Below are 25,032 nucleotides of genomic sequence, written 5' to 3' on the forward strand. Positions count from 1 at the left end.
GTGGGTCCCGAAATTATGGCGTATTGCTATATACGCGGCAGTTTAGATAGTCATCGGCGTGGGGTCACGCGTTATAGCGCTGATAAGGTAAAGTCGGCGCCTTCAGGAAGAAACTTCAGGTAACAAACATGATGCGGTGGTTACGGCAATCTCTCTCGATTCTGCTGGTAGTGGTGTTCACCAGCCCGTTAATCAGCGCCCAGGCTGACACCTCGCCGATTGGCATCGCCCTTGACCAGCGGGTGATCGACCTCACCAACACCCTCGACACCAGCACCACCACTCGTCTGAAAGAGCAGCTCGCCGCCCTCGAACAACGCAAAGGCGCCCAGGTGGCGGTGTTGCTGGTGCCCTCCACTGGCGAGGCGAGCATCGAGGATTACGCCAACCAACTGTTCCGCGCCTGGAAACTGGGGCGCAAGGACGTCAACGACGGCATCCTGCTGGTGGTGGCCAAGGCTGATCGCAAGGTGCGTATCGAAGTGGGCTACGGCCTGGAAGGCACCGTCACCGACCTGTTGGCCCACCGCATCATTGAGGAGCACATCACGCCGGCGTTTCGTCGGGGCGACTACGTGGGCGGCATCAGCCAAGGCGTGGACGATCTGGTCGTGCTGGTGGACGGCGGAGAGTTGCCTCAGGTGACAGCCCCCGGCGTTGCGCCCGAGGCCATCGCGGTGTTGCTCGCGTTTATCGTTGGTGCGATTGGCGGCGTGCTGATGGCCGCGCGCAAGCTGGGTTGGCGTGGGGCGTTAATCGCCACGGCCGCCGTCACTGTGTTGCTGGTGGTGTTCGCCGGTGGCCGGGAATGGCCGGTGTATCTGCTGGTATTGCCGCTGAGCATCCTGATTGGCGGCGCCACCTTCGGCGCATTGTGGCTGGCGCGCACGGCGTTCTACTGCGTGATGGGGGGGCTGGCCTATGTCGTCGGTGTGGTGATAGCCAACCGGTTTGTAGAGGTCAGTTATGTCCATTGGCTGGTCTGGCCGTTTGGCGGGGCGGTAGTGCTGGGCTTATACCTTGGGTTGTACTTCGTCATCAAAGCATCCTTGAAAAAGAGCCCGCGCTTTTTCCTCCTGCGCGCGTTGGCGGTCACGGCTGTCTACGTTGCCGCAGGGATGCTGCTGGGGCACGGTTACCAGGGCTGGATCGTGGCGATCCCCGTGGCCTCCTTCGTGGCGTTTATTGTGTTTGTGCAGAGCATTGCCAGTTCCGGGGCGGGTTCGAGCCGGAGCTCCGGTTCAAGCTCCAGCTCTAGTGGCTCCAGCTCCAGCTCTAGCTCCAGCTCCAGTGGCTCCAGCTCCAGCAATTCCTCGGGGGGCGGCGGTTCCAGTGGCGGCGGCGGGGCTTCGGGGAGTTGGTAAGCCTGACGAGGCCCTGACCGTTACAGCTGTTTAGAGAGAAAAACGCGGCTGCTGCCTTGGGGCGCGCAGGGTATTGCCCCAAACCGCACCCATCCATTTTTCTCGTAAAACCCCGGCGCCTGAAAGCTGATGGTGTACAGCACCGCATTCAGGCAGCCCCGACGCCGAGCTTCGTCTTCAAAAGCTTGCAGCAACTGGCTGCCGAGGCCCGTGCCACGCAGGGAGTCGGGCAGGTGAAACAGGTCAAGGAAGGCCATGCCGAACGCTGTTCTACCCGTAATGCCTCCCAAGACTTCCAGGGTGTGCGGGTCTCTGATCAACACCGTCAAAGGGCGCCGGTCATGGTAACCGGCGGCCTGTTCGTTGAAGGCGGCCAGGCCGCTACTCAGGATGCGTTCGGCGTCGGGGTTGGGTTGGTCGCTGATTTCAATCTGAGCATGCTGCATCGCGATGGCGTCCTTGTTGTGCCTAACCTTGGCGCTGGCCCGTGGTTCAGTTGGGCGAGGCGTCTGATGAGTGTTCGGGTGATGCTTGTCCTGTTTTGTTTCCAGAGGGCGTTGCAGTGTCTGTTGCCGGCGCCGACTTCCTGGGTGTGCGAATCGCGTTGCTGCTTTGAGTGAGCACACAGTAGTCGGAATGTTCCGGCCACTCCTTGAGCGTTTTGTTGATCAGGCGGGTTGGGCACAAAAGCAGCACATCGCCGAAGGAAAACAGTGGGAATGCCGATACCACCGGTTGTCCACGCAAGGTCTCGACATTGCCCCACACTGAGCTGTCGAAGTCTTCCTTGGCGTAGGTTTTCGTCAGCAGGAACCTGGCCTCGACCACGGTGTGCGCGTCCATGACACGTGCTGCCGCGTAAACGATTGTCGCAGGGCTCCCCGGCGAAATACCAATCACCATGCTCCCGGTAATGAGCACTGCCAGCAGGCACAGGCCCAGGCGCTTGAACAGGTCAGCCTTGCTGACATAGAACACCACCACGGGCGTTAGCGTGACGCTGGCGGCGAACATCGAGATGAACATCAACTGCCTGACGGCTTCTGGCGTGTCCTCGCCCGTATAGGCTTTCAGTACAAGGCTGGCAGGAAACACCGCGGAAATCACTGTACTGACCAGCAACAATGCCACCATCAACATGAACCAGCAGCGTAGGGACCAGCTATTGGCATTGCTGGGGCTCGCCATGGTTGCGCATGTGTCGACCGCGACCCTGAATGTCTTGGTCGCCAACAGGGTGCCTAGTGACACAACGAGCCAGAGCAGTGTCCAGCCGAGTTTTTCCCCGTCACTCAATGCAGGTCCTTCAAAGATCTGCCACAGCAATAGCAGGATGCCTGTCAGCACAGGCAGCAGAAGCAGCCCCACCAACCGGTTCTGCAGAGAGGTGATGTCATTGAACAAGGACACCGTGAGCCCGAACAGTACTGTGGTTGAGAGCAGAATCAGCAGATATACGCCAAGCATGCCGATCACTGTTGCCAACCAGGGGATCAGCGCGGACTTTGCCTCAATCGCGGCAGCCATCACATCCGGCCGGCCAATCGCAGTGGCATAGGTCGACAGCGTATAAAACCCCAGCAAGGTGCCCATCCCGGCGAAAATAACGCTAAGGGGCGCCCAGTAGGTCAGGACCCGTTTGAGGTTTTTTTTCAGGGCTTGTTGAAAGGTCAGCGGTCTTGCGTGAATCACGTCGTGGTTCCTTCACGGGTGGTCGATGGTCAGGGTTCAAGGATGGCTGAGGCGCATCACCATCTCATGCCACGCCATCCCGCCGTGATCCGAAGGCGAAGGCCGAACATAGGTGTAACCCAGCCGCGCATACAACGGCACATGCCGCTCCTTGCACATCAGGTGAATGGTCCGTTTGCCTAGCGTCTCCATGCGCTGCACAAACTCGCTCATCAACACCGTGGAATAGCCGTTGCCCTGATGCGCGGGGTCGACCACCACCGACATGATCACCACATTGGGCGCCTCGGGTGCATGCCCCACCAACTCCTTGAATGCCTCGTCCGACATCACCACTTCATGGGCGCAGCCACTGTTGATAAATCCCACCACCTCGCCATCGGCTTCAAGAATCAGGAAGCCTTGCGGGTACAACGCAATGCGCGTGGCGATCTTCTCCAGGGTCGCGGCTTCGTCGCCTTCGTAGGCAGTGATTTCTATCTCAAAGCAACGGGCAGCGTCGGCGGGGAGGGCGTTGCGCAGGGTGAGGGCGGGCATGCAGGTTCCTGGGGCATTGATTGAAAGGCCACATGATAGATACAAACCCGCCACGTGGAACAGTCTACGGTGTATGTCGCGACATCCTGACTGTTGCACTGCCCCCAGCATCGCGCCACTCGATCGCGCTAATATAAAAAACCACGTCTGGCTCCAAGGTATCGATCAGGCCTTGAAGTCACCAACACGCATAAAGGAAGGACCCTGTGCTGGAAATAAAACGCGCCACCCCCGAAGACGCCAACGCCGCTTTTGACATCCGCCGCGAAGCCATCCGCAGCCAATGCATCGGTGCCTACACCGCTGAGCAAATGGCGCTCTGGACTCGCGGCAGTGCCGACGATGGTTACAGCACGTTGATGAAAAAACCGTTTTACCTCGGCTGGGTAAACGATGAACCGGTCGCCACCGGCATGCTCGACCTCGACAACAATGAAGTGGGCGCGTTGTTTGTACTGCCGCAGTTCACCGGGCGTGGGTACGGCAAGGCGATGCTGGATCATCTTGAGGCGCTTGCGCGGGAACTGGAGTTAGCAGAGGTGGTGCTGGATGCGACGTTGAATGCGGCGAGTTTCTATCGGGCATGCGGCTATGTGGGGGAGCAGCCGGCGATCTACCGCTCGCCGTCGGGGCTGGAGTTGGCGTGTATACCGATGACTAAGCGGATTGAATGAGCAGCGCTACCCAATGAGGGGCTTACTGGCGATAGCGGTGGTTCAGGCAACAAGGCTCTCGACACTGTCCTTGCCCCTCATCAGGTACGGAAGGCCGCGCGCAGCCGCTCTATAACCGCGTCAACCGAATCTCCATGAACCTGCGGCGGCACCCGACTTTCCCCAAATTCGCGCCACACAAACAGCGTCAACTCGGCGCCGTCGGTCTGCGCCTGCGCATGGCCGGGCGCGGCAAAGCTATGCAGCAATCGATAACGCTCATCCCGCCAGAACGCATCTTCCACCCAGTCATACACCGGGATGAAATGAAAATGCAGCGGGAACCCAGGCATATGCCCGTAGCGGCTGATGTACAGCCACTTGGGTTCGAGTTGCGCCTCCATGACCCGCTGGGTCCTGGCCAGTAACCCACCCAGTTCAGCCAGTGCGGCTTCCGGCATGTCGGCCAGGGAATGAATACGCGCCTTGGCGCCCAGCATCAGGTAGCCCGGCAGTTTTGACGCCAGGTGATGGTTGAGCTGCCAGTGCTCGGTCTCAAGCAGGATGTAAGCAGGGTCGATCTGCATCAGCGCGCATCCACGGGAACAAGACCGGCAGGATAACAAGCGTCGCCACCTGTATCCCACAAAAGCATGGGATCTGTGTCTGTCGCCTACCGTTGCAGGCCGATAGCCTCCCTCCACCATCACTCACGACTGAGCCCCCCATGAACCTCACCGCTGTCCCCTTTGGCACCACCGACTGGTCCGCCATCGACCCCGTCGTTTACCCCGGCGTTACCGGCCATGCGCTGTGGCGCACCTGCCATTTCGGAAACACTCGTGTACGCATGGTGGAGTACACCCCCGGCTACCTGGCCGATCACTGGTGCAAACGCGGGCATGTGTTGTTGTGCCTGGAAGGCGAGTTGGAAACGGAGTTGGAAGACGGCCGTCAGTTCACGCTGACGGCCGGGATGAGTTACCAGGTAGGTAATGACATGGAAGCGCATCGCTCATCGACGAGCGTTGGGGCGAAGCTGTTTATCGTGGATTGATGCAGCACGGTCAGTGCATCTTGCTGTGGTCCATATGGCTATGGTCCACACCATCCAAACCACGTGCTGGCGCGGTCACTTCGACGGTCTGCTGTTCACCCTTGGCGTTTTCCACCGTCAGGGTCAGCGGTACTTGGTCGCCTTCCTTGATCTGCCCGGTCAGGCCCATCAGCATCACGTGGTAGCCATTCGGGTCGAGTGTGACGGCCTTGCCTGCGGGCAAGGCCACTGCGTCTACCGGGCCCATGCGCATGACGTCGTCTTTCATGCTCATTTCATGGATCTGCACGTCCTTTGCCACCGGCGATGCCACACGCAGTAACTTGCTGTCGCTGTCGGCCGTGACGGTCATGAACGCGCCGCTGGACGGCTGGCCCTGCACCGTGGCGCGCACCCAGGCGTCGGTCACTTGCACCTGGGCGCTGGCGTGGGCGGCGAAACCCAAGAGGGCGAGGCCGAAGGTGAAGCGCTTGAGGTGTTGAACGGCAGTCATTAGCAGACCTCCATGACGGTGAGCAGGTCTTCTGCGCACTCTTTTGCGGTAAGGGATGCTTGCAGGCCCAGGCGCAGGTTGCCGCGCGTGTCGAAGACGAAACTGGTGGCCGTGTGGGACAGCGTGTAGGTGTCGCCGGCGGGGATCTTTTCATAAAAGATCCCGAACTCCTTGGCGGCCACGGCGATTTCTTCGGGGGTGCCGTACAGCGCTTCGAAGCTCGGATCGAAGGCCTTGACGTACTTGTCGAGAATCTCCGGTGTGTCGCGTTCCGGGTCGAGGGTGATAAAGATCACCTGCATGATCTCGCCGTCGCGGCCCATCAGCTTCTTGGCTTGGGCGGCGCGGGCGAGGGTGGTCGGGCACACGGCCGGGCACTGGGTGAAGCCGAAGAACACCACCGGCATCAGGCCACGGTAGGAGCTGAGGGTGACGGTGTCGCCCTCGGTGTTCTTGAGCTTGAAGGTGCGGCCCATGATCTTGTCGCTCAGGTCCTTGCCGTACTTGAAGTTCAACCTGGGGCTGTTGTCACAACCGGTCAGCAGGCCCAGACCCAGCAGGCCCATGCCGGTCAGGACCTTGCGGCGGGTGAATAACGTACTCATCAACTGTGCATCCTGTGAAACGCCTGCATTGCTCTGGATCTACACATCAGGCTTTGAAAAGGAGTAAACGAGGAGGGCGCCAAGTCTACCAACCCTGGCGATGGCACGTAATCTGCGACGTTCTGCCACAGGGGGCCGCCGTATTTCATCCCTTTGCGGCTTCGGTGGTAGAGTCGCCGCCATGAAATCGAGCCACCCCGACCGTTCGCCAATCGTCTGGACCCTGTACTTCTGCGTACTGATGAACCTGTTCGTGTGCGGTTTGGGCCATGGCCAGATGATGGGCCAGGAGCTCAATGGGATCGGCGGCGCGTTCTGTTCGGTGGACGGTAAGCAGGCGCCACTTTCCGACAAAGGGTTGGGCACCCCGTCTTCCAGCAACATCTCGAACTACTTTGCCTGCCCGGTGTGCGCCTCGCTGACGGTCGCCCTGGTGTTCCTGATTGGACTGGCGTGGCTGTTGGGCCTCGGACAAACCCCGCGCCCGGCCCATGAACAACGCAACAAGGCGCCGCCGCGCCATGCCTGGCCCTCGGCCAATCCCCGCGCTTCCCCCGCATTCTGACGTGTGCCTTGGGCTTCCTGTGACCAGGAGGCGTTCTATCGTCACGACTGTGAGTGCATTTCATGAACCAACAATTGCCTGCAGGCGCCAGTCGCCTGGTCAGCAAGGCGTCCCGTCGCCTGCGCGCGGAACCGGCGCGGGCTGAATACCCGAGTAACTCCCGCTGCTTCGTGCACCTGGATGCACGCCTTTTGCCCTACTGGCACACCCTGTTCGATATCTGCCCAGCCCTGCTCAAGCTCGACCCGCCCGAGGGCTTGAACCTGTTCCGCAGCTTTATGACCTGGGCCTATCGCAACCAGCCCGCGCAGGATTGGACCTACCACCTGAATGTGTGCCGCTGGTTGCTGGGCTCGCCGTATCGCCAGCACATCGACGATGAACCCATCGAAGCGTTCATGGCGGCCGCCGCAGCGTGTTGGGTCCACACCGATACCAGCCACGCGCAGGGGGTAGTCCTGGCCTGGCAATCGATGACGGTGTTCGATTGCAAGCAAGCGATATTCGCCGACGCTGCACCCTCAACCTTGCCACCCTCGCCATGGGATTTCGCCTGGTGCCCGTTGAACGCCCAAGGACGCTTCAACGGCTGGTTGCCTGTGCCTTGATCGGTATCAAGGCGCGTGCGTATTGCGTTGGCACTAAATGGTGCAGCACATCGCAACGTCGGTGGCGTGGCCCGGAACAGCGCTCGCTGACTGACAGGCTGCGCTGCCGATTACGGTTGAGCTGTCAGCTGCCGGTGCGTGGTTTTGGCTGACGGTCTTTGTCTTCATCATCGCGGTCATCAGCCTTGGGAGTTTTGTCCGGCTGTTTGACGGTGTCCTGGCTTTTTTTGCCGCTGTCGGCCGGGCTGCTCGGGTACGTGCCGGGTGGCAGCGCGGAGCCTGCAGCCCCGTCGCCCGCAACAGCATTGGCTGCAGGTGTCGGGTTGTCGCCGAAAGCGGCGAGGGCGGGTTGGCCTGAAAGAGCCGTCAGGCAGAGTGCAAGCACGATCCTTTGTCTATTCGTCATGATTCAATCCTCTTGATTCATCGAACACACCCGTGGACTTGTCCACGGGTCGACGGGTGCGTCACGCAGCCATTGGCTTGTCCGCCATCGCCTTCTTATGCGCGGCCTTCATGGCTTGCATTTGTGCACCCAGTTCTTCCAACAGAGCTTTGCCCAGCAGTTTCTTCGCTTGAGGAAACATCTCGGTTTCCTCTTCTTCTATGTGGTGTTCCAGCAGTTCCTTGACCACCTTCACCCGACCGGAAAACTCGGTGGTGGACGGCTCCGTCTGCTTCAGGTCAGGCAGCACCAGCGAGTCGACGGTGCGATGCTCTTCCTTGGCTTCGTGGTACATGATGTCCTGCTCCTTGCCGCCGGCTTTTCGGAACGCCGGGTACAGAATCTCTTCTTCAAGCTTGGTGTGCAGGCTGATTTCCATTTCGAGTTTAGCCAGCAACTCGGTGCGCTTTTTAACCCCGCGTTCGGTGGATTCGCTCAGTTGGGTCAACAATGCTTTAACACGTTCATGGTCGGCTTTGAGCAGGTCGATGGCATTCATGATGAAACCTCACAGTCAGGGTACGGGCGCGTCGAGGTGCGCGCGTTGTCTGGTAGGAAATTGCATAAGTCAGACCATCATGGATGATCGGTTAAACGTCATCCGAATCAATAAGTTGAGATTGATTTTAGAAAACCTGTGTCGTGCAGCTTGCATGGTCGGTCCCCAACCAGGTTGCATTAAACCCGCTTCTACCTGCGCACTGGACAGACGGAGGTGGCTCGGCATGTGCCGCAACCATTGGGCGAGAGCGCCCTGGCGTAATTTCGATGGAACCCTTGGGGGGAATGCTTGACCTAACCCATAGACCTCAGGAGGTGAATCATGGAAATAAATTATGTCTGGATCGGTTTGGCGGTGGTTCTGCTGCTCTTGGAATTGTGGGCAATTAACGTCGTATTGCGCAGTACCGGTGGCTGGGAGACCAAGGGGCTGTGGCTGGTGATCCTGATCTTTGTGCCGTTGCTGGGCCTGATTGCGTGGGCGATGTTCGGGCCCAAACGCGAGATGCCGGAACACCGCAAGAGCTGACGCCTAAGGCCGTTAGCAAACAGGCGCCCTATGGGCGCCTGTTTACGTTCAGGTGCCGGATATCAGCCAGCCAGCGCCTTGGCAATCGCCTCATTGAACGCCGGCAAATCGTCGGGTGTACGGGATGTGATCAAGGTCCATCCATTGGCGTTGCATTGCTTGACCTCGGCGTCGACCCAACCGGCAGCGCCGGCGTTTTCCAGGTCGATGCGGACGCTTTTGTAGGAGGTCAACGTCTTGCCTTTGATTACGCCCGCGTCGATCAGCGTCCACGGCCCATGACAAATGGCCGCAATGGTTTTGCCGTCGGCGGCGAAGTCCTTGATCAAGCGCAGCGCCGCTGCGTCCTGGCGCAGGGTGTCGGCGTTCACGGTACCGCCGGGGATCACCAGCGCATCAAAATCGCTGCTCTGCACATCCGACAGTTGCACCTCGGATTCCACGGTCCTGTCCTTTTCGGTATCACCGACAAACGTTTGGGTGCTGCCGCCCTTGCTGGAAGCGTGGGTCACCGTCGCGCCAAAACCGCGCAGCGCTTCCAGGGGCTTGAGCAACTCGTCGCGCTCGATGCCGGTGTTGGAGGTGATGATGAGGATTTTCTTTCCGTTGAGTTGCGAGGTCATGGTCGAGTGTCTCCTGGGTGAAGGGGGTTAATGGTCGTGTCTGGCCTGTCGCTTCCTGGCCATTTCAGCTTCGCCGATACCTGACTGTTGAGGGCGCGCGTGGGCAAAAGGTTTAAATTTTTTTGCGCCGATTTCTACGCTGAAATTTCCTTGAACTATCGAAATACCCAGGGCTCTGCTTCACACAGGACGCGATTTTTTGTGCGCCCTTAATTGCTTGGAGAGATACCGTGGCCGCTCCCATAACTGCCGTTAAAACGCCTGACCGTATGAGCTCGCTAGAGGCACGGAAAAGTGCAGACTCAGCCGCCACGGCTGATCGCAAGCGGGGTCAATAAGCATGGCGCGCGCGATTACCGCTGCTGAATTGGGGATCGAACTCAAGCCTGACGACGACAGCGGTTTGTTCAAGTGGTTTATCGCCAGTTTCCTGATGGGCAAGCGAATCCAGGCACCCATTGCCGCACAGGCATACAGGGTGATTGTGGAGCAGCAGGGGTACGACACTGCCCGCAAGTTGCAGCACTGTACGTCGCGAGAGTTGGTGGCAATGCTGGGGCGTGCCCATTACGTTCGCTACGACGAATCTACTGCGCAGCGGCTGCTGGACCTCAGCGCGAAGCTGAACGCCGATTACGGGGGCAAGATCACTCACGTACGTCTCGCCAGTGCAGACCGCAAGGCGTTTGAGAACCGCTTGGCCGAGTTCGATGGCGTAGGCCCCAAGACCATCGAGATTTTCATGCGCGATGCGGCGGCGGTGCTGTTTTGACGGGATTGTTGTACGTCGGCTGTGCGGGCTGGAGCTTGCCGCGTGAGCACTGGCCGGCGTTCAGCGACGCGGGCACGCATTTGCAGCGCTACGCGTCGCGCTTTAACGCGGTGGAGATCAACAGCTCGTTCTATCGTCCACACCTGCCGAAAACGTACGCACGTTGGGGCCAATCCGTGCCGTCTGCGTTTCGTTTTTCGGTGAAAGTGCCCAAGCGTATTACCCACGAGTTGGGCCTGCAGCGTTGTGAAGCTGCGCTGGATGAGTTTCTCGAACAGTGCGCGCCTCTGCGTGAACACCTGGGCTGCCTGCTGGTGCAACTGCCTCCCTCATTGAGCTATGAACCCTCCAGTGCCAGCGCCTTTTTCATGGCTGTTCGCCGATGTTTTGCCGGCAATGTGGTGCTTGAGCCGCGCCACGCCAGTTGGCTGGCAGCTGAGGCGATGTTGCAGGATTTGCACATAGGACGGGTGGCAGTCGACCCACCCGTGATCGACGCCACGCCCACCTGCGCGGGATGGCAAGGCGTGCGCTATTGGCGCCTGCACGGATCACCGCGCATCTATCACAGCGCCTATGGCCCGGAGCGTGTACTCGGGTTCGCAAGGCACCTGAGCCGGTCGGCCGCAGACGGCGTTCCTACCTGGTGCATTTTCGACAACACCGCCAGCGGCCATGCGGTGGCCGATGCCCTGTACCTACTCGACCTCAACCCGCAACACTTCCAACCCTAGCTGCTCGTACGCCTCCACACTCGGCACATGCCACTCGGTAATCAACGTGTGAATCCGGCTGCACGGCGCCACCACAAACGGCTCCACCGCGCCGAGTTTGTCCGCCATGGTCACCGCGACCACCTGGGAAGCGCTGTCGAGCAAGGCTTGCTTGACCGCCACTTCATCAAAGTGCAGCGAGCTGATGCCTACTTGCGGATGCAATGCGCATACGCCGGTAAACAACAGGTCGGCCTTGATGCTCTGGATCAGGCGTACGGCTTCGTGGCCGCCGGTGGACAGCGTGGCCGGGTTGAGTTGGCCGCCGGCCAGAATCACGGTCACATTGGGATGGTCGGCCAAGGCAATGGCGATCATCGGTGAGGTTGTGACCACCGTCAGCCGGATCGCGCGCGGCAATGACTGGGCGATCTGCAGCGTGGTCGAGCCGGAATCGAACAGCACAATCTGGCCGTCTTCCACCCTCTGTGCGGCCAACTGCGCGAGTTGGCGTTTGGCGTCATTGGTCTCGCCGACCCGGGTGAAAAAATCTTTGCCTGTGTCCTTGGGCCGAGGCAGGGCGCCGCCGTGTACGCGCTGCAACAGGCCGGCGGCGGCGAGTTCGCCGAGGTCACGACGGATGGTGTCCTGAGACACCGCAAAGTGTTCCACCAGTTCCGAGGCGGTGACTTTGCCGTCGCGCTCCAGCAGCAACAGAATCTTCTGTTTGCGGAGGGAAGGCAGGTCGATGGCTTGATGAGTGTCGTGCATGTTTTTGCGCTTTTTTGCGGGTTTGTGCGAGATTAGTCGCCCGTAGATATAAACGCAATCACTGGTTGAGCGACCGTGGGGCGGCTACTCTCTGCGCTCAGTTCAGGGAGAGGTGACCTAGATGTCGTTGATCACAACCATCGAAGATTTACGCAAGCTGGCGCAAAAACGTGTCCCAAGGATGTTCTACGATTATGCCGATTCCGGCTCCTGGACTGAGAGCACCTACCGGGCGAATGAAAGCGATTTTGCCCGGATCAAATTCCGCCAGCGGGTGGCGCGCAACATTGATGAGCGATCGATCCGCACCGCTATGATCGGCCAGGACATGGCCATGCCCGTGGCCCTGGCTCCGACCGGCCTGGCGGGTATGCAGCATGCCGATGGCGAGATTCTCACCGCCCGCGCTGCCGCCAGGTTCGGCCTGCGCTACACCTTGTCGACCATGAGCATCTGCTCCCTTGAAGACATCGCCGAACAGGTGGGCCAGCCGTTCTGGTTCCAACTGTATGTGATGCGTGACCGTGGCTTCGTCGAGCAACTGATCGAACGCGCCAAGGCCGCTGGCGTGGATGCGCTAGTGCTGACCCTGGACTTGCAGATCCTGGGGCAACGGCACAAGGACCTGATCAACGGCCTGTCTGCGCCGCCCAAACTGACCCTGCCGAATATCCTCAATATGGCGACCAAACCGCGTTGGGTGATGGGCATGCTCGGCACCCAACGGCGCGGTTTCGGCAATATCGTCGGGCATGTGAAGGGTGTGGCGGACATGAGTTCGCTGTCGTCCTGGACCGCCCAGCAATTCGACCCGCGACTGAGCTGGGACGATGTGGCGTGGATCAAGAAATGCTGGGGCGGCAAGTTGATCATCAAGGGCATCCTCGATGTCGAAGACGCGCGCCTGGCGGCTGATTCCGGTGCGGATGCCTTGGTGGTGAGCAACCACGGTGGCCGTCAGTTGGACGGCGCGCCGTCGAGCATCAGCCAGTTGCCGGCGATTGTCGACGCGGTAGGCGAGCGTATCGAGGTGTGGCTCGATGGCGGTATTCGTTCCGGCCAGGACGTACTCAAGGCGATGGCGCTCGGCGCTAAAGGCACCATGATCGGTCGTGCGCATTTGTATGGTTTGGGTGCGATGGGTGAGACGGGGGTGACCAAGGCACTTGACATCATCGCCCGTGAATTGGACGTGTCGATGGCTCTGTGTGGCTATAACGATATACGCGATGTGAACCGTGAGATTTTGCTGCCGGGGACCTTTCCCGAAAGCATTGTTTGAGCAAAAAAATCGTAAAAATACGAAAAGAGTTGTCCACGAAAACCGTGGGTATCTCTGTGGATAACTTTGCAAGACCCCGGCGGGTATGGCGATTTAGCCCGCGGTCAATATTTGATCAACTTTCAGCGAGGCCCAGTATGGGCAGGGTTTGCGCTTGACAGCCAAGCGCGAACCCAGTGCCGAAAAGCTGTTTTATGACTCGCCCTTGCGCTCCGCGGAGTGCGTGACAACGTGGGCGGGCATCTTGGCCTGCATCAAGTTGTCGAGAGCCTGGCGATAACTGCGACCGGCCAGACTCATGCTGTTGTTATGGCTGGCGCCGGGCACCAGCAACAGCCGCTTGGGTTCCTGGGCAGCTTCAAACAATTGCTGGCTGAAGCGTGGCGGCACGTAGCGGTCGTCGAGGCCATGCACCACCAGCAACGGCATATGGATGTCGGCAATCTTGTCGATGGAATCAAACTTTTGCGACAGCAACCAGCGCACCGGCAACGACGTGTTGGCCACCGCCGTCGCCACGTCTGCCAGGGAGGTAAAGGTGGATTCGATCACCAGGCCGCGCACCGGCCGAGGCGTTTGCTTGCCCAGTTCGGCAGCCAGGTCGATGGCGACTGCGCCACCGAGGGAATGCCCGTAGATCAGGCGCTTGCTCGGGTCGGGTTGCAGCACTTGGAAACGTTCCCAGGCGATACGCGCATCTTCGTACACGGTGGTTTCCGACGGCAGCTCGCCGCGGCTTTGGCCAAAGCCGCGATAGTCGATGGCCAGAACCGAATAGCCGAGGGCATGCAATTGCTCGATGCGGAACAATTGCCCGGTGAGGTTCCAGCGTACGCCATGCAGGTAGAGGATCGCTGGCGCGTCCTTTTTGTCCGCCGGGTACCACCAACCATGAATGTTCTGCCCCGACTTAAAACTGGCGGGCTTGAGTTCAAATTCCTGCACCGCCTTGGGCAAGCCGCTGTACCAACTGGCGGTGCCCGGTTCGATGCGAAACACCAGTTCGCGCTCCTTGTGTTGCAGCACGCTGCACCCCACCGGCAGGCCGACGATCAACAACGCCATGCACAGCAGGGGCAACCAGCGCAGGCTCAGGCGCGATAGAAAACGAGAGGGCATGAAGATTCCTGAACAAAGGTGAAGCTGGGGTTTTACCAGATGGCCTACACAGGCAGGTATAAATTCGACGGCCGCCCACGGCGATTGCTTGCAAAGTGTTACAGCATTGAACAACCCGTACACCGGTTGTTAGGGTAGGCGGCCGAACAGGAGAGCAAGCACATGGATTTCACAGGTAAAACCGCCATCGTCACCGGCGGTGCGCGGGGGTTGGGACTCAGTTATGCACGGGCACTGGCCCTGGGCGGTGCCCGGGTGGTGATCAGCGATATCGGCGCCGACAAGGTGGGCGCCGGCAACGATACCTCGGTGGTCCAGGCGGCGGCAGAAGCCTTGCAGGCCGAAGGGCTCGCGGTGATCGGACATGGCGGTGACTTGTCCACCAACGAGGGCTGTCAGCAACTGGTTGCGTACGCCATCGAGGCATTCGGTCAACTCGATATCCTTATTCACAACGCCGGTTGGGTGGGTTACCAGAACATCCAAGACCTGGATGCCGCGTTCCTGCAGCGGGCCATGGACATCAACCTCTACGCGCCACTTTGGCTGTGCAAGCACGCGTGGCCGCACCTTCTGCGCTCAACCGCGCCACGGATTATCCTCACCACGTCCGACCGCGCCATGTACGCACAATACGAGCAGACCGGCCTGGTGGCCTACAGCGCTGGCAAGATGGCGCAACTGGGAATCATGAACGCGCTGAGCCATGAGGGCGCCGAGGCCGGCATCCGGGTCAATGCGATCTCGCCGGTGGCCAAGACGCGGATGTGGGGCGTGACCGAGGAACCTGACGAACTCAAGCCGGATTGGGTAACCCCGGGGGTATTGTTTCTCGCCTCCACGCTGTGCGAGGACACGGGCTACATCCTGCGGGCCAGCAACGGTCAATTCACCGCAACGCGCTTCACTGAGAATCCCGGGGTGGACTACCCGCGCAACCTGGCGCGGATCAACGCCGGCAGTGCTGAAGAAGTCGCGGCCGCGTGGCCTCGCATCAAACAAGCGTGAACCCCCGATTACTCCTTGGAACAAAGAGCCCGACCATGGACAACAGCCCCGTTCGCATCACCGCTGAAGAGACCCTCTCGGACAACTGGTACCTGCTGAAAAAATACAGCTTCGACCTGCGTCGTCGCGACGGCAGTTGGCAAGCTCAGACCCGCGAGGTGTACGACCGAGGCAATGGCGCGACCATCCTGCTGTACAACCGCGCGCAACGCACCGTGTTGCTGATTCGCCAGTTCCGCATGCCCACCTTCGTCAATGACTACCACGGTTACCTGATCGAAGCGGCGGCGGGCTTGCTGGACAATGCCAGCCCCGAGGAGCGTATTCGCCTGGAAGCCGAGGAAGAGACCGGTTATCGCGTGGGGCAGGTTGAGAAGGTCTACGCGGCGTTCATGAGCCCAGGCTCGGTCACTGAGCGGATTCACTTTTTTATCGGCGAATACCAGCCGGGGGATCGGGTCAGTGGTGGCGGTGGCCTGGAAGAGGAGGGCGAGGACATCGAGGTGCTGGAACTGGGCTTCGAGCAGGCCCTGGCGATGGTGCAGAGCGGCGAGATCGCCGACGGCAAGACCATCATGCTGCTGCAGCACCTGGAGTTGCGTATGTTGAAAGAAGGCTGGTGACTTAAACAGCACGTACATTCAATTTTCCCACCCCCCATCCGCGGCAAACTCCCCTCATCGCTGACATTTCAAGGCAGAGGGGCACACCATGGACCCAGCACCACAGACGGGACCCGACGAAGTCGTCACCCTGGTCGTCAAACACTTGATCAAGCAAGGCCAGGAAGCCAACTACGAAGCCTGGCTGCGCCGCATCGTGCGCATCGCCGGCGAGCGCCCAGGGCACTTGGGTGTCGACGTGGTGCGCAGCAAACAGAACAACCTGGCGCTATTCACTTGCGTATTGCGCTACCGCTCCACCGACGACCTGGAAACCTGGCTCGACTCCCCCGAGCGTAAAACCCTGATTGTCGAAGCCTCGCCGATGCTGGCCGATGGCGACAAGACCGAGATCGGTGCGGTCAACGAATTCTGGTTCGCGCCCCTGGCCGACAGCGCCGCCAAGCCGCCGCGCTGGAAACAGGCGGTCGTCAGCCTGTTTGTGATTTTGCCGCAGACCTTGCTGTTGCCGTTTATCTGGGGGCCCATCCTGCGTCTGCACCCGTTCCTGTCCAACTACGTGGTCTCCACCTTCCTGGTCACCCTGACCATCGTGCTGCTGGTGGTGTACCTGCTGATGCCGGCGGCTACCCGCCTGTTCGCACCCTGGCTTGAAGCCTCTGTAAAGGAAACCCTATGAACGCCGATCTGATTCTGTTCAATGGCCAGTTCCACACCGTGGACCGTGAAAACCCGCGCGCAACCGCCGTCGCCATCAGCCAGGGCCGCTTTGTCGCCGTCGGCACCGATGGCGAGGCCATGGCCCTGCGTGGCAGCGGCACCCAGGTCATCGACCTCAAGGGCCGCACCGTGATTCCCGGCCTCAATGACTCCCACCTGCACCTGATCCGTGGCGGGCTGAACTACAACCTCGAACTACGCTGGGAAGGCGTGCCGTCCCTGGCCGATGCACTGCGCATGCTCAAGGACCAGGCCGACCGCACGCCCACGCCGCAATGGGTGCGCGTGGTGGGCGGCTGGAACGAATTCCAGTTCGCCGAAAAACGCATGCCGACCCTGGAAGAGCTCAACCAGGCCGCGCCGGACACGCCGGTGTTTGTGCTGCACCTGTATGACCGCGCCTTGCTCAACCGCGCCGCGTTGCGCGTGGCCGGCTACACCAAAGACACGCCGAACCCGCCGGGCGGCGAGATCGTGCGCGACAGCAACGGCAACCCCACCGGCATGCTGGTGGCGCGGCCCAACGCGATGATTCTGTATTCGACCCTGGCCAAGGGCCCGAAACTGCCGCTGGAATACCAGGTCAACTCCACGCGCCAGTTCATGCGTGAACTCAATCGCCTGGGCCTCACCAGCGCCATCGACGCTGGCGGCGGTTTCCAGAACTACCCCGATGACTACGCGGTGATCGAGCAACTGGCCAAGGACGAACAGCTGACGGTGCGCATCGCCTACAACCTGTTCACCCAGAAGCCCAAGGAAGAACTCAGCGACTTCAAGAACTGGACCGGCAGCGTCACCCTGCATCAGGGCGATGACTACCTGCGCCATAACGGCGCCGGCGAGATGCTGGTGTTCTCGGCGGCGGACTTTGAGGACTTTCTGGAGCCGCGCCCGGATCTGCCCCTGACCATGGAGCAGGAGCTGGAACCGGTGGTGCGCCACCTGGTGGAACAACGCTGGCCGTTCCGCTTGCATGCCACCTATGACGAGTCCATCTCGCGCATGCTCGACGTGTTCGAAAAGGTCAACCGCGACATCCCGTTCAATGGGCTGCCGTGGTTTTTCGACCACGCCGAGACCATCACCCCGAAAAATATCGAGCGCGTTCGAGCCCTCGGCGGCGGCATTGCGATCCAGGACCGCATGGCGTTCCAGGGTGAGTATTTTGTCGAGCGCTACGGTGCCAAGGCTGCCGAAGCCACGCCGCCGATCAAGCGCATGCTCGCCGAAGGCGTGCCAGTAGGGGCGGGCACCGACGCCACACGGGTGTCGAGCTACAACCCTTGGACCTCGCTGTACTGGATGGTCAGCGGCCGTACCGTCGGTGGCCTGGAACTGCACGCCGAAGGTCTGCCGCGCCTCACCGCGCTGGAGTTGTTCACCCATGGCAGCGCCTGGTTCTCGTCCGAGCAGGGCAAGAAAGGCCAGATCAAGGTCGGCCAATTGGCGGACGTCGCCGCGCTGTCAGCGGACTTCTTCAGTGTCGATGAAGAAGCCATCAAGTGGATCGAGTCAGTGCTCACCGTGGTGGGCGGCAAGGTCGTGTACGGCGCCGGCGACTTCGAAGACTACGCACCGCCGCGCGTGCCGGTGCTGCCGGACTGGTCGCCGGTGGTCAAGGTGCCGGGTCACTGGCGTCCAAGTTCACCTTTGCAAGCTCAAGTACACCAATGCAGCGGAGAGTGCGGCGTGCATTCCCACAGCCATGAGAAAGCCCGTCTTTCCAGCGTGCCGGTCAGCGACTTCCAGGGTTTCTGGGGTGCGTTCGGCTGCTCGTGTTTTGCCTTTTAAACCCCCAAAGGAGTTAACCCATGACTTACAAGCGCTTGAACAAAGATGACGCCGTCGTACTGTTGGTCGACCACCAGACGGGCCTGATCTCCCTGGTACAGGATTTCTCCCCCAATGAATTCAAGAACAACGTACTGGCCCTGGCCGACGTGGCGAAGTTCTTCAACCTGCCGACCATCCTGACCACCAGTTTTGAAGGCGGTCCTAACGGCCCACTGGTGCCAGAACTCAAGGCACTGTTCCCGGACGCGCCGTACATCGCCCGTCCTGGCCAGATCAACGCCTGGGACAACGAAGATTTCGTCAAGGCGGTCAAGGCCACCGGCCGCAAGCAGATCATCATTGCCGGTGTAGTGACGGACGTGTGCGTAGCGTTCCCGACCCTGTGTGCCCTCGCTGAAGGCTTCGAAGTGTTCGTCGTCACCGATGCTTCCGGGACCTTCAATGAAACCGTGCAACAAGCCGCCTGGGCGCGCATGACCGCCGCCGGCGCCCAACTGGTGAACTGGTTCTCCGTGGCCTGCGAGCTGCAAGTGGACTGGCGCAACGACATGGAAGGCCTGGCCAACCTGCTGTCGCCGCGCATCCCCAACTACCGCAACCTGATGAACAGCTACTCGGCGTTTACTGCCAAGTAACCGTTTTTCAAGCCTGTAGGTGATCAATGTGGGAGGGGGCTTGCCCCCGATAGCGGTGCCTCAGTCAAAGCTATTGAGACTGACACACCGCAATCGGGAGCAAGCCCCCTCCCACATTTGATTTGTGGTGTTGCGACCATCCAGTTATAAATCAGCCCATCGTCCACCGAGAAGCGACAATGAACCCCTTCGAAGACATGCGCCTGTTTTGCCAGGTCATGGAATCCGGCAGCTTCACCGCTGCCGCCGAACAATTGGGCCTGTCCAAGCAATTCGTCAGCCGCCGCCTGATCCAGCTGGAAGATCGCCTCGGCGTGCGCCTGCTCAACCGCTCGACGCGCCGGCTGGATGTCACGCCCCTGGGCCAGAGCTACTACGAATCCGCCTTGCGCCTGCTCGGTGAAGTCGAGCAAGTGGAGCAGGGCATCGCCGGCCAGAACAGCGAACCGCGCGGCACCATTCGCCTCAGTGCGCCGTTGTCGTTTGCCATGGCGCACCTGGGTTGCCTGTTACCGTTGTTTTTGCAGCGCCATCCCCAAGTGTCGGTGGAGGTCGACCTCAGCGATCGCCCCGTGGACCTGATCGGCGAAGGCTACGACCTGGTGTTGCGCATCGGCACCCTGGAAGACTCCACCCTGATCGCCCGCCGTATCGCCAGCATCCAGCGGGTGTATTGCGCCAGCCCCGACTACCTGGCTCTGCGCGGCACACCCTTGCAACCCGATGATCTGGCTCAACACGACTGCCTGCCTTACGGCCATGGCCGTCAAGTTCAATGGCGCTTCAAGGGCAAGGTGCAGGCGCTGAATGTCAGCGGTCGCATGCGCGTGAATAACGGTGAGCTGTTGCGTGACACCGCCATCGCCGGGCTGGGCGTCACTTATCTGCCGACCTTTATCGTTGGCGACGCGTTGAAGGACGGTCGCCTGATCACCATTCTCGACGACTTCGCCCCCGAAGCCCTGACCTTGTCGGCGGTCTATCCCCAACATCGGCAAAGCTCGCGGCCGGTGCAGGCGTTGGTGGAGTTCCTGCGCGAGCGCCTGGCTAGCGGCTGTTGAACAACTGGCGGATCAGGTTCGGGGTGCTGCCAGTCCAGCGCTTGAATGAGCGTCTAAAGTTCGCCGCATCATTGAAGTTCAGGTACGCCGCCACTTCATCATTGCTGTAGCCCTTGACCTGGTACAGGTGCAGCGCCACCTGTTTGCGTACCCGGTCCACTTGCTGCTGAAAGCCGGTGTGGTGTTTGTGCAGTTTGCGCTTGAGGGTCGCCGGACTCATGGCGAAGGCCTGGGCCGCCTGTTCCAGGCTCGGCGGTTGGCGCACCTGCTCGCGCAAATAGTCGTAGAGGCAATCGAGAAAACTGCCGGCAAAGCCCAAATGTTCGATCTGTTCGCGAGCCTGCTGGCGCGCGACCTGGCCGGCGGTAGCCGAAGCCCCGGGCCAGGCGCGGGTGAGGTGTTCGCGGGGGATGCACATCATGTCCAGCGGGCGCTCGAAGCGCGTCTCTTCGCCCAGATGCACCCAATACTGCTCGACATAACGCGGCTCGGCATGGCTGAAACTGCACACCCACGGCAGACGCTCGCCGCTGAGCCATTGGCTCATGGCAACCAGCGACGTCATGCTCGCTTCCAGCAGAAACCGCCACTGCTCGCCAGCGCCGCAACTGTCCAGCCAATACAGGTAGGCGTGGTGCTCATCCAGCTCCACTTGCAGGGTGACCAACGGGCTGAGCAGCACCTGTTGCTGAATAAGGATCTCCAGCGCCTGATGCAGATTCTGTGCATGGCCCAAGGCATGGCTGGCTGCGCCGTAATAGCCGGGCAGCAAGCGCTGGCCCAACAGAAAACTGCTGTCGTCGGCATCCAGCAGCTTTCGACTGTTACCGATCAGTGCCAGGAATTGCTGCGGGCTCAAGCGCGCCGTTCCGGCCAGGATGTCCTCGTGGAACAGCCCGGTGCCGCGCAGCAAACGATGGCTGTCGATGTCACGGGACAGGGCCAGGTCAATCAGCGTGGCCGGTTGGTTGTGCCCTGGTATGAAGCGGCTGTCGGCCTCATACCAGTTGGTTTTCACCGCCATCTCAGGCGCTTTTCGCGAGAGGTTGCTTGGCCCTGGCCAACGCCAGGTTCAGGCGCTTGAGCAGGTCATGGGGCGGCTCGTCCAGGGCCATTACTACCGCTGTGGTCGCCGCCAGTTGCAGGCGTTCGCCCTGTTGCCGGGTTTTGTGGGCCAGGCCATGTACCGCTTGCTGCAACTCCAGCGCGAGCTCTTTGGCCTGGCGCTCGCCGGTGTTGGGCAGCAGCACCACAAAGCGGTCACCGGCCAGTCGACAAAGCAAGTCCTGGCGGCGCAGATTGAGCAACAACAAATGGCTGAGGGCCTGGAGCACGGCGTCACCTTCGGCATGCCCGTAGGCCTGGTTAATGGCAGCGAAGTTGTCCAGGTCCAGGGCCAGCAGTGACAGCGGTTGTTGCTGTTCGCGGCTGTCGTGCAGGCTGTCGGCCAATTGGCGCTTGAGGTAGTCGGCACCGGCCAGGGGCGTGAGTTTGTCGAACAGCCGGTGCTCGCGAAACAGCCGTTCGCGCTTTTCCATCTGCGCGCTGATCGCCAGTTGTTCGCGGTGCCAGTGGTAGATGCCGATGGTCAGCAGAATCATGCCCACTGGCATCGGGCCGGATTCCAGCCAGTGGTCCCAGGTGATGCTGTCAGGCAGGCGGATAAACTCATCGAGGCTGTCGATCCACCACGAAAAGAAGATGCACGACAGCCCCAGCGCCAGGTAATTGGTGACGCGCCCGGCGGGGCGGCTTTTAAGCACCAGGCCCAGCCACACCAGGGCGAGCAGGGCGGAACCGCCTTCGCCGAAAATATCCAGCCAGACCCACTCGCTGACGCTTTTCAACTCGCCGCAGGCCAGGTGCAGGATCAGCCCGGCGTTGGCGGCAATGAGCAAGAGCGCGAGTTTCCAGCGATGAGGTTTGAGCACGGAAAACATGGCCGCGGGTCCTTGGGCGAATGAGCGATGGGCGCCAGCACAGCAGATGGATGTGACGGTTGGATGACGGCGTGGGAGGGTCGAATCAGCTCACCTCAAACACACTGGAGATCAAGAAATGTGGGAGGGGGCTTGCTCCCGATGGCGGTGTATCAGTCAACAGATAGGCCTGCTGACCCACCGCTATCGGGGGCACGCCCCCTCCCACAGGGGATCTCCACAGGTCATATCAGCTCATTCCACGTCCGGGTTCGGGCAAAACCCACGGTTTACGGGCCTCGCCGCCAACTCCTGTCACAGAACCGTCATCCCCCACCCCTAGCTTGCCCTCCCAGTTGCCGGGCCATTTGCTTGGCGCCAACGGATTCTTGGGGAGGATTTCATGTACAAGCGCACCGGGCTCGTCAGCTTCACGCTCACCGCCTTGGCCCTGGCGATTGCCAGCGAACGGTTGAGCGCCGCCGAGGCCACCACCACCGAGCATGTCGAAGTGGTCGGCCAGGCCGCTGCCATCGATCAAGCGCTTAAAGAGCAGCGCAGCTCTGACAGCATCAAAAGCGTGGTGCATGCCGACGGCGTGGCCCAGTTGCCGGATGAAAACGTCGCAGAAGCGGTGCAGCGTTTGCCCGGCATCAGCGTCGAGCGCGATCAGGGCGAAGGGCGATTTGTCAGCGTGCGTGGCCTCGGTCCGGACCTCAACAGCGTAACCATCAACGGCACCCTGGTGCCCGCCCCGGAAAGCGCGCGCCGCGCCGTGGCCCTCGATGTGCTGCCGTCAGAACTGGTGCAGTCGCTGTCGGTGATCAAGACCCTCACCCCGGACATGGACGCTAACTCCCTCGGTGGCACCGTCGACGTGCAGAGCCTGTCGGCCTTTGACCACAAAGGCCTGTTCTACACCGGCAGCACCGAAGCCAGTTACGACAAGAATACGAGTCAGACCAGCCCCAAATTCTCCGGCGCGGCGAGCAACCGCTTCAGCCTCGGCGACGGCATCGACAACTTTGGCGTAGCCGCAGCCCTAAGCTGGCAGAAGCGTGATTTTGGCTCGGACAACGTCGAAACAGGCGGTGCCTGGGACTTCACCGACGGCGCCAAACTCAACGAATTCGAACAGCGTGATTACGACATCAGCCGCGAACGCGCCGGCGGTGGACTGAACTTCGACTATAAGCCCGATGACCTCAGCAGCTACTACCTGCGCACCCTCTACAGCCGCTACAAAGACACCGAAACCCGCAACTCCACCAGCATTGAATTTGCCGACCCCCAAGCCGCTGGTGAACTGGGCGACGCTGAAGCCAAGCGCAAGCTGAAGAACCGTGAGGAAACCCAGGAAATCCAGTCCTACGTGTTCGGCGGCGAGCGCATGCTTGGCCTGTGGACCCTCAGCGGTCAGGCCGGCTACAGCCAATCGAGCGAAGACAGCCCGGCGCACATCGCCGGAGCCACCTTCGACGGCGGCGACTTTGCCAACAGCGGTTTCTACGACAAGGACAAGCCACGGCCAATCATCGGTGCCGGTTTCTACGACCCAAGCAACTTCACGCTCGACAAAGTTGATTGGGAAAAACAGAACACCAAGGACACCGAGAAAAACCTGCGCCTGGACCTGGCCCGCGACTACGACCTGAGCGGCTATGCGTCCCAGGTCAAATTCGGTGGCAAGGTGAGTCGCCGTAATAAGGACAATGACCTGGAGGCCTGGGTCTACAAGGACTTCGACACCCTTGGCTACACCGCCGACCAGCTCAACCTGACCCAGTTCCAGAAGGGCAGTGTCGACTATCGCTTGGGCAACTACGGGCCAGGCATCAGCGCCAGCGGCATCAAGCAACTGATCGGCAGCCTCAATGCAGCGGACTTTTATGACGAGACCGAGTCCCGGGTCAACGACTTCACCATTCGCGAAGACATCAACGCCGGCTACCTGATGAACACCATCGACATCGACGACTGGCGCTTTATCGCCGGCCTGCGCTACGAAGGCACCGAGTTCGAAGCCAAGGGCACCGGCGCCACCGATGGCGTGTTCACTGCCACCGAGACCAAGCGCCAGTATCACCACTGGCTGCCGGGTCTGCATGCGCGCTACCAGATCGACAAAAACACCCAGGTGCGCGCGGCCTGGACCAAGTCCGTGGTGCGCCCGACCTTCGGCCAACTGGCGCCGGGTTTTGTGATCGACGATGACGAAGCCACCTTTGGCAACCCGGACCTCAAGCCCCTGGAATCGAGCAACCTCGACCTTGGCATCGAGCACTTCATGGGCCGCGCCGGCACCGTCTCGGCGTTCGTGTTTTACAAAGACATCAAGAACTTCGTCTACAACACCGACGTGGCCGGCACCGGCGCCTGGACCAACTTCTCCGAGGCCCACACCTACGCCAACGGCGACAGCGCCAAGCTCTATGGCCTGGAACTGGCCTACTCGCAGAAATTCGACTGGCTGCCCGCGCCCTGGAACGGTCTGCTGATCGGCGCCAACAGCACCTTCAGCCGCTCTAGCGCGGATATCGAAGGCTTCGACGCCGCCAGCGGCACGAACCGCAAACGCAACATCAGCCTGCCGAACCAATCAGACACCGTCGGCAACCTGATGCTCGGTTGGGAAGACGACAAGCTCAGCCTGCGCCTGTCCGCCAACTACAAATCGGCCTACCTGTATGAACTGGCCTCGATCAACGACAAGGCCCACGACCTGCATGTGGACGCGCAGACCTTCGTCGATTTCAGCGCGCGCTACTCGCTGACCAAGAACCTGCAAGTCAGCTTCGAGGCCCAGAACCTCACCGATGAGTCGTACTTCGTCTACACCGGCCACCGCAGCTACAACGGCCAATACGAAGAGTACGGCCCGACCTACAAGCTCGGCCTGACCTTCACCCATTTCTAAATCACACCTCGATTCCAATGTGG

The 25,032-nt window shown here is 60.6% G+C and carries 29 protein-coding genes; 16 read left to right on the top strand and 13 right to left on the bottom strand.

The genetic code is table 11. The features are described from left to right. Positions 1-128: 128 nt before the first annotated feature. A complete protein-coding gene (locus AB4N82_RS22110) occupies positions 129-1,364 on the top strand; it encodes a TPM domain-containing protein (RefSeq protein WP_460103021.1) in 1,236 nt (411 codons plus the stop codon). A gap of 20 nt (positions 1,365-1,384) precedes the next feature. Here AB4N82_RS22110 and AB4N82_RS22115 read toward each other — a convergent pair whose 3' ends face one another. From AB4N82_RS22115 to AB4N82_RS22125, 3 genes are read right to left on the bottom strand one after another with little or no spacing between them, the layout of a single operon-like run. Continuing rightward, entirely contained in the window at positions 1,385-1,810 is a 426-nt protein-coding gene (locus AB4N82_RS22115; protein WP_460103024.1) for a GNAT family N-acetyltransferase, read from the bottom strand. Positions 1,811-1,856: 46 nt separating this feature from the next. Further along, complete coding sequence (locus AB4N82_RS22120; RefSeq protein ID WP_122764151.1) at positions 1,857-3,056, bottom strand: hypothetical protein; 1,200 nt, start codon at positions 3,054-3,056, stop codon at positions 1,857-1,859. A 36-nt stretch (positions 3,057-3,092) separates the two neighbouring features. Then, positions 3,093-3,593, bottom strand: a complete 501-nt coding sequence (locus AB4N82_RS22125) for a GNAT family N-acetyltransferase (protein ID WP_122764152.1) — start codon at positions 3,591-3,593, stop codon at positions 3,093-3,095. Positions 3,594-3,799: 206 nt separating this feature from the next. On the opposite strand from AB4N82_RS22125, the gene AB4N82_RS22130 reads away from it, so the two are divergent. Beyond that, positions 3,800-4,267, top strand: coding sequence for a GNAT family N-acetyltransferase (locus tag AB4N82_RS22130; RefSeq protein WP_122764153.1), 468 nt, complete (start codon positions 3,800-3,802; stop codon positions 4,265-4,267). 80 nt (positions 4,268-4,347) lie between these two features. Here the strand turns inward: AB4N82_RS22130 and AB4N82_RS22135 are convergent, their stop codons facing one another. Further along, positions 4,348-4,833: a hydrolase gene (locus AB4N82_RS22135; RefSeq protein ID WP_032889455.1), complete on the bottom strand. Its 486-nt coding sequence runs from the start codon at positions 4,831-4,833 to the stop codon at positions 4,348-4,350. A 140-nt stretch (positions 4,834-4,973) separates the two neighbouring features. On the opposite strand from AB4N82_RS22135, the gene AB4N82_RS22140 reads away from it, so the two are divergent. Next, positions 4,974-5,303 carry a DHCW motif cupin fold protein gene (locus AB4N82_RS22140; RefSeq protein ID WP_122764154.1) on the top strand — a complete coding sequence of 110 codons (330 nt, stop codon included), beginning with the start codon at positions 4,974-4,976 and terminating at the stop codon, positions 5,301-5,303. A 10-nt stretch (positions 5,304-5,313) separates the two neighbouring features. On the opposite strand, the gene AB4N82_RS22145 is transcribed toward AB4N82_RS22140, so the two are convergent. Both AB4N82_RS22145 and AB4N82_RS22150 read right to left on the bottom strand, forming a co-directional pair. Continuing rightward, on the bottom strand, positions 5,314-5,796 hold the full coding sequence (locus AB4N82_RS22145) for a copper chaperone PCu(A)C (RefSeq protein WP_095184506.1): 483 nt from the start codon (positions 5,794-5,796) through the stop codon (positions 5,314-5,316). Beyond that, complete coding sequence (locus AB4N82_RS22150; RefSeq protein WP_032889449.1) at positions 5,796-6,401, bottom strand: SCO family protein; 606 nt, start codon at positions 6,399-6,401, stop codon at positions 5,796-5,798. The genes AB4N82_RS22145 and AB4N82_RS22150 overlap by 1 nt, the downstream gene beginning before the upstream one ends. A 181-nt stretch (positions 6,402-6,582) precedes the next feature. Here AB4N82_RS22150 and AB4N82_RS22155 point away from each other — a divergent pair, with 181 nt between their 5' ends. Further along, the gene (locus AB4N82_RS22155; RefSeq protein ID WP_122752814.1) at positions 6,583-6,966 is read left to right on the top strand and encodes a DUF2946 domain-containing protein; all 384 of its coding nucleotides are present in this window, start codon (positions 6,583-6,585) and stop codon (positions 6,964-6,966) included. Positions 6,967-7,028: 62 nt separating this feature from the next. Next, positions 7,029-7,574: a putative natural product biosynthesis protein gene (locus AB4N82_RS22160; RefSeq protein WP_122764156.1), complete on the top strand. Its 546-nt coding sequence runs from the start codon at positions 7,029-7,031 to the stop codon at positions 7,572-7,574. 124 nt (positions 7,575-7,698) lie between these two features. Here AB4N82_RS22160 and AB4N82_RS22165 read toward each other — a convergent pair whose 3' ends face one another. Both AB4N82_RS22165 and AB4N82_RS22170 read right to left on the bottom strand, forming a co-directional pair. Further along, positions 7,699-7,980, bottom strand: coding sequence for a hypothetical protein (locus AB4N82_RS22165; protein ID WP_122681829.1), 282 nt, complete (start codon positions 7,978-7,980; stop codon positions 7,699-7,701). Positions 7,981-8,041: 61 nt separating this feature from the next. Next, positions 8,042-8,518 carry a hemerythrin domain-containing protein gene (locus AB4N82_RS22170; protein WP_122681830.1) on the bottom strand — a complete coding sequence of 159 codons (477 nt, stop codon included), beginning with the start codon at positions 8,516-8,518 and terminating at the stop codon, positions 8,042-8,044. A gap of 324 nt (positions 8,519-8,842) precedes the next feature. Here AB4N82_RS22170 and AB4N82_RS22175 point away from each other — a divergent pair, with 324 nt between their 5' ends. After that, positions 8,843-9,049 (top strand): PLDc N-terminal domain-containing protein, encoded by a 207-nt coding sequence (locus AB4N82_RS22175; RefSeq protein ID WP_032889439.1) that lies wholly within the window; start codon positions 8,843-8,845, stop codon positions 9,047-9,049. Between the two features lie 62 nt (positions 9,050-9,111). On the opposite strand, the gene AB4N82_RS22180 is transcribed toward AB4N82_RS22175, so the two are convergent. Continuing rightward, positions 9,112-9,672: a type 1 glutamine amidotransferase domain-containing protein gene (locus AB4N82_RS22180; RefSeq protein WP_032889437.1), complete on the bottom strand. Its 561-nt coding sequence runs from the start codon at positions 9,670-9,672 to the stop codon at positions 9,112-9,114. A gap of 340 nt (positions 9,673-10,012) precedes the next feature. Here AB4N82_RS22180 and AB4N82_RS22185 point away from each other — a divergent pair, with 340 nt between their 5' ends. Together AB4N82_RS22185 and AB4N82_RS22190 are read left to right on the top strand one after the other, a co-directional pair. Beyond that, a complete protein-coding gene (locus tag AB4N82_RS22185; RefSeq protein ID WP_122764157.1) occupies positions 10,013-10,444 on the top strand; it encodes a DNA methylase in 432 nt (143 codons plus the stop codon). Then, entirely contained in the window at positions 10,441-11,178 is a 738-nt protein-coding gene (locus tag AB4N82_RS22190) for a DUF72 domain-containing protein (protein ID WP_241089547.1), read from the top strand. The genes AB4N82_RS22185 and AB4N82_RS22190 overlap by 4 nt, the downstream gene beginning before the upstream one ends. Here the strand turns inward: AB4N82_RS22190 and AB4N82_RS22195 are convergent. Beyond that, complete coding sequence (locus AB4N82_RS22195) at positions 11,143-11,928, bottom strand: DeoR/GlpR family DNA-binding transcription regulator (RefSeq protein ID WP_032889432.1); 786 nt, start codon at positions 11,926-11,928, stop codon at positions 11,143-11,145. The two genes, AB4N82_RS22190 and AB4N82_RS22195, sit on opposite strands and share 36 nt — an antisense overlap. 121 nt (positions 11,929-12,049) lie before the next feature. On the opposite strand from AB4N82_RS22195, the gene AB4N82_RS22200 reads away from it, so the two are divergent. Continuing rightward, on the top strand, positions 12,050-13,210 hold the full coding sequence (locus AB4N82_RS22200) for an alpha-hydroxy acid oxidase (protein ID WP_460103038.1): 1,161 nt from the start codon (positions 12,050-12,052) through the stop codon (positions 13,208-13,210). Between the two features lie 192 nt (positions 13,211-13,402). Here AB4N82_RS22200 and AB4N82_RS22205 read toward each other — a convergent pair whose 3' ends face one another. After that, positions 13,403-14,329 (bottom strand): alpha/beta hydrolase, encoded by a 927-nt coding sequence (locus AB4N82_RS22205; RefSeq protein WP_032889428.1) that lies wholly within the window; start codon positions 14,327-14,329, stop codon positions 13,403-13,405. Positions 14,330-14,491: 162 nt separating this feature from the next. Here AB4N82_RS22205 and AB4N82_RS22210 point away from each other — a divergent pair, with 162 nt between their 5' ends. The 6 genes from AB4N82_RS22210 to AB4N82_RS22235 all read left to right on the top strand — a co-directional run bounded on the left by AB4N82_RS22210 (position 14,492) and on the right by AB4N82_RS22235 (position 20,173). Next, entirely contained in the window at positions 14,492-15,337 is an 846-nt protein-coding gene (locus tag AB4N82_RS22210) for an SDR family NAD(P)-dependent oxidoreductase (protein ID WP_122764160.1), read from the top strand. Positions 15,338-15,372: 35 nt separating this feature from the next. Then, a complete protein-coding gene (locus AB4N82_RS22215; protein ID WP_032889423.1) occupies positions 15,373-15,960 on the top strand; it encodes an NUDIX domain-containing protein in 588 nt (195 codons plus the stop codon). An 88-nt stretch (positions 15,961-16,048) separates the two neighbouring features. Next, positions 16,049-16,639, top strand: a complete 591-nt coding sequence (locus AB4N82_RS22220) for an antibiotic biosynthesis monooxygenase (RefSeq protein ID WP_032889421.1) — start codon at positions 16,049-16,051, stop codon at positions 16,637-16,639. Beyond that, positions 16,636-18,474 carry an amidohydrolase gene (locus AB4N82_RS22225; protein WP_460103043.1) on the top strand — a complete coding sequence of 613 codons (1,839 nt, stop codon included), beginning with the start codon at positions 16,636-16,638 and terminating at the stop codon, positions 18,472-18,474. Before AB4N82_RS22220 ends, AB4N82_RS22225 begins: the two co-directional genes overlap by 4 nt. 20 nt (positions 18,475-18,494) lie before the next feature. Continuing rightward, positions 18,495-19,112: an isochorismate family cysteine hydrolase YcaC gene (gene ycaC / locus AB4N82_RS22230; RefSeq protein WP_032889415.1), complete on the top strand. Its 618-nt coding sequence runs from the start codon at positions 18,495-18,497 to the stop codon at positions 19,110-19,112. Between the two features lie 179 nt (positions 19,113-19,291). After that, complete coding sequence (locus tag AB4N82_RS22235; protein ID WP_095184514.1) at positions 19,292-20,173, top strand: LysR family transcriptional regulator; 882 nt, start codon at positions 19,292-19,294, stop codon at positions 20,171-20,173. Here AB4N82_RS22235 and AB4N82_RS22240 read toward each other — a convergent pair. Then, positions 20,160-21,197 (bottom strand): AraC family transcriptional regulator, encoded by a 1,038-nt coding sequence (locus AB4N82_RS22240; protein WP_095184515.1) that lies wholly within the window; start codon positions 21,195-21,197, stop codon positions 20,160-20,162. The genes AB4N82_RS22235 and AB4N82_RS22240 overlap by 14 nt on opposite strands. A 1-nt stretch (position 21,198) precedes the next feature. Then, positions 21,199-22,113 carry a GGDEF domain-containing protein gene (locus tag AB4N82_RS22245; protein ID WP_122764161.1) on the bottom strand — a complete coding sequence of 305 codons (915 nt, stop codon included), beginning with the start codon at positions 22,111-22,113 and terminating at the stop codon, positions 21,199-21,201. A gap of 382 nt (positions 22,114-22,495) precedes the next feature. On the opposite strand from AB4N82_RS22245, the gene AB4N82_RS22250 reads away from it, so the two are divergent. Then, the gene (locus tag AB4N82_RS22250) at positions 22,496-25,009 is read left to right on the top strand and encodes a TonB-dependent receptor (protein ID WP_122764163.1); all 2,514 of its coding nucleotides are present in this window, start codon (positions 22,496-22,498) and stop codon (positions 25,007-25,009) included. Positions 25,010-25,032 lie beyond the last annotated feature (23 nt).

Source organism: Pseudomonas sp. H1_D04, from assembly GCF_054683855.1.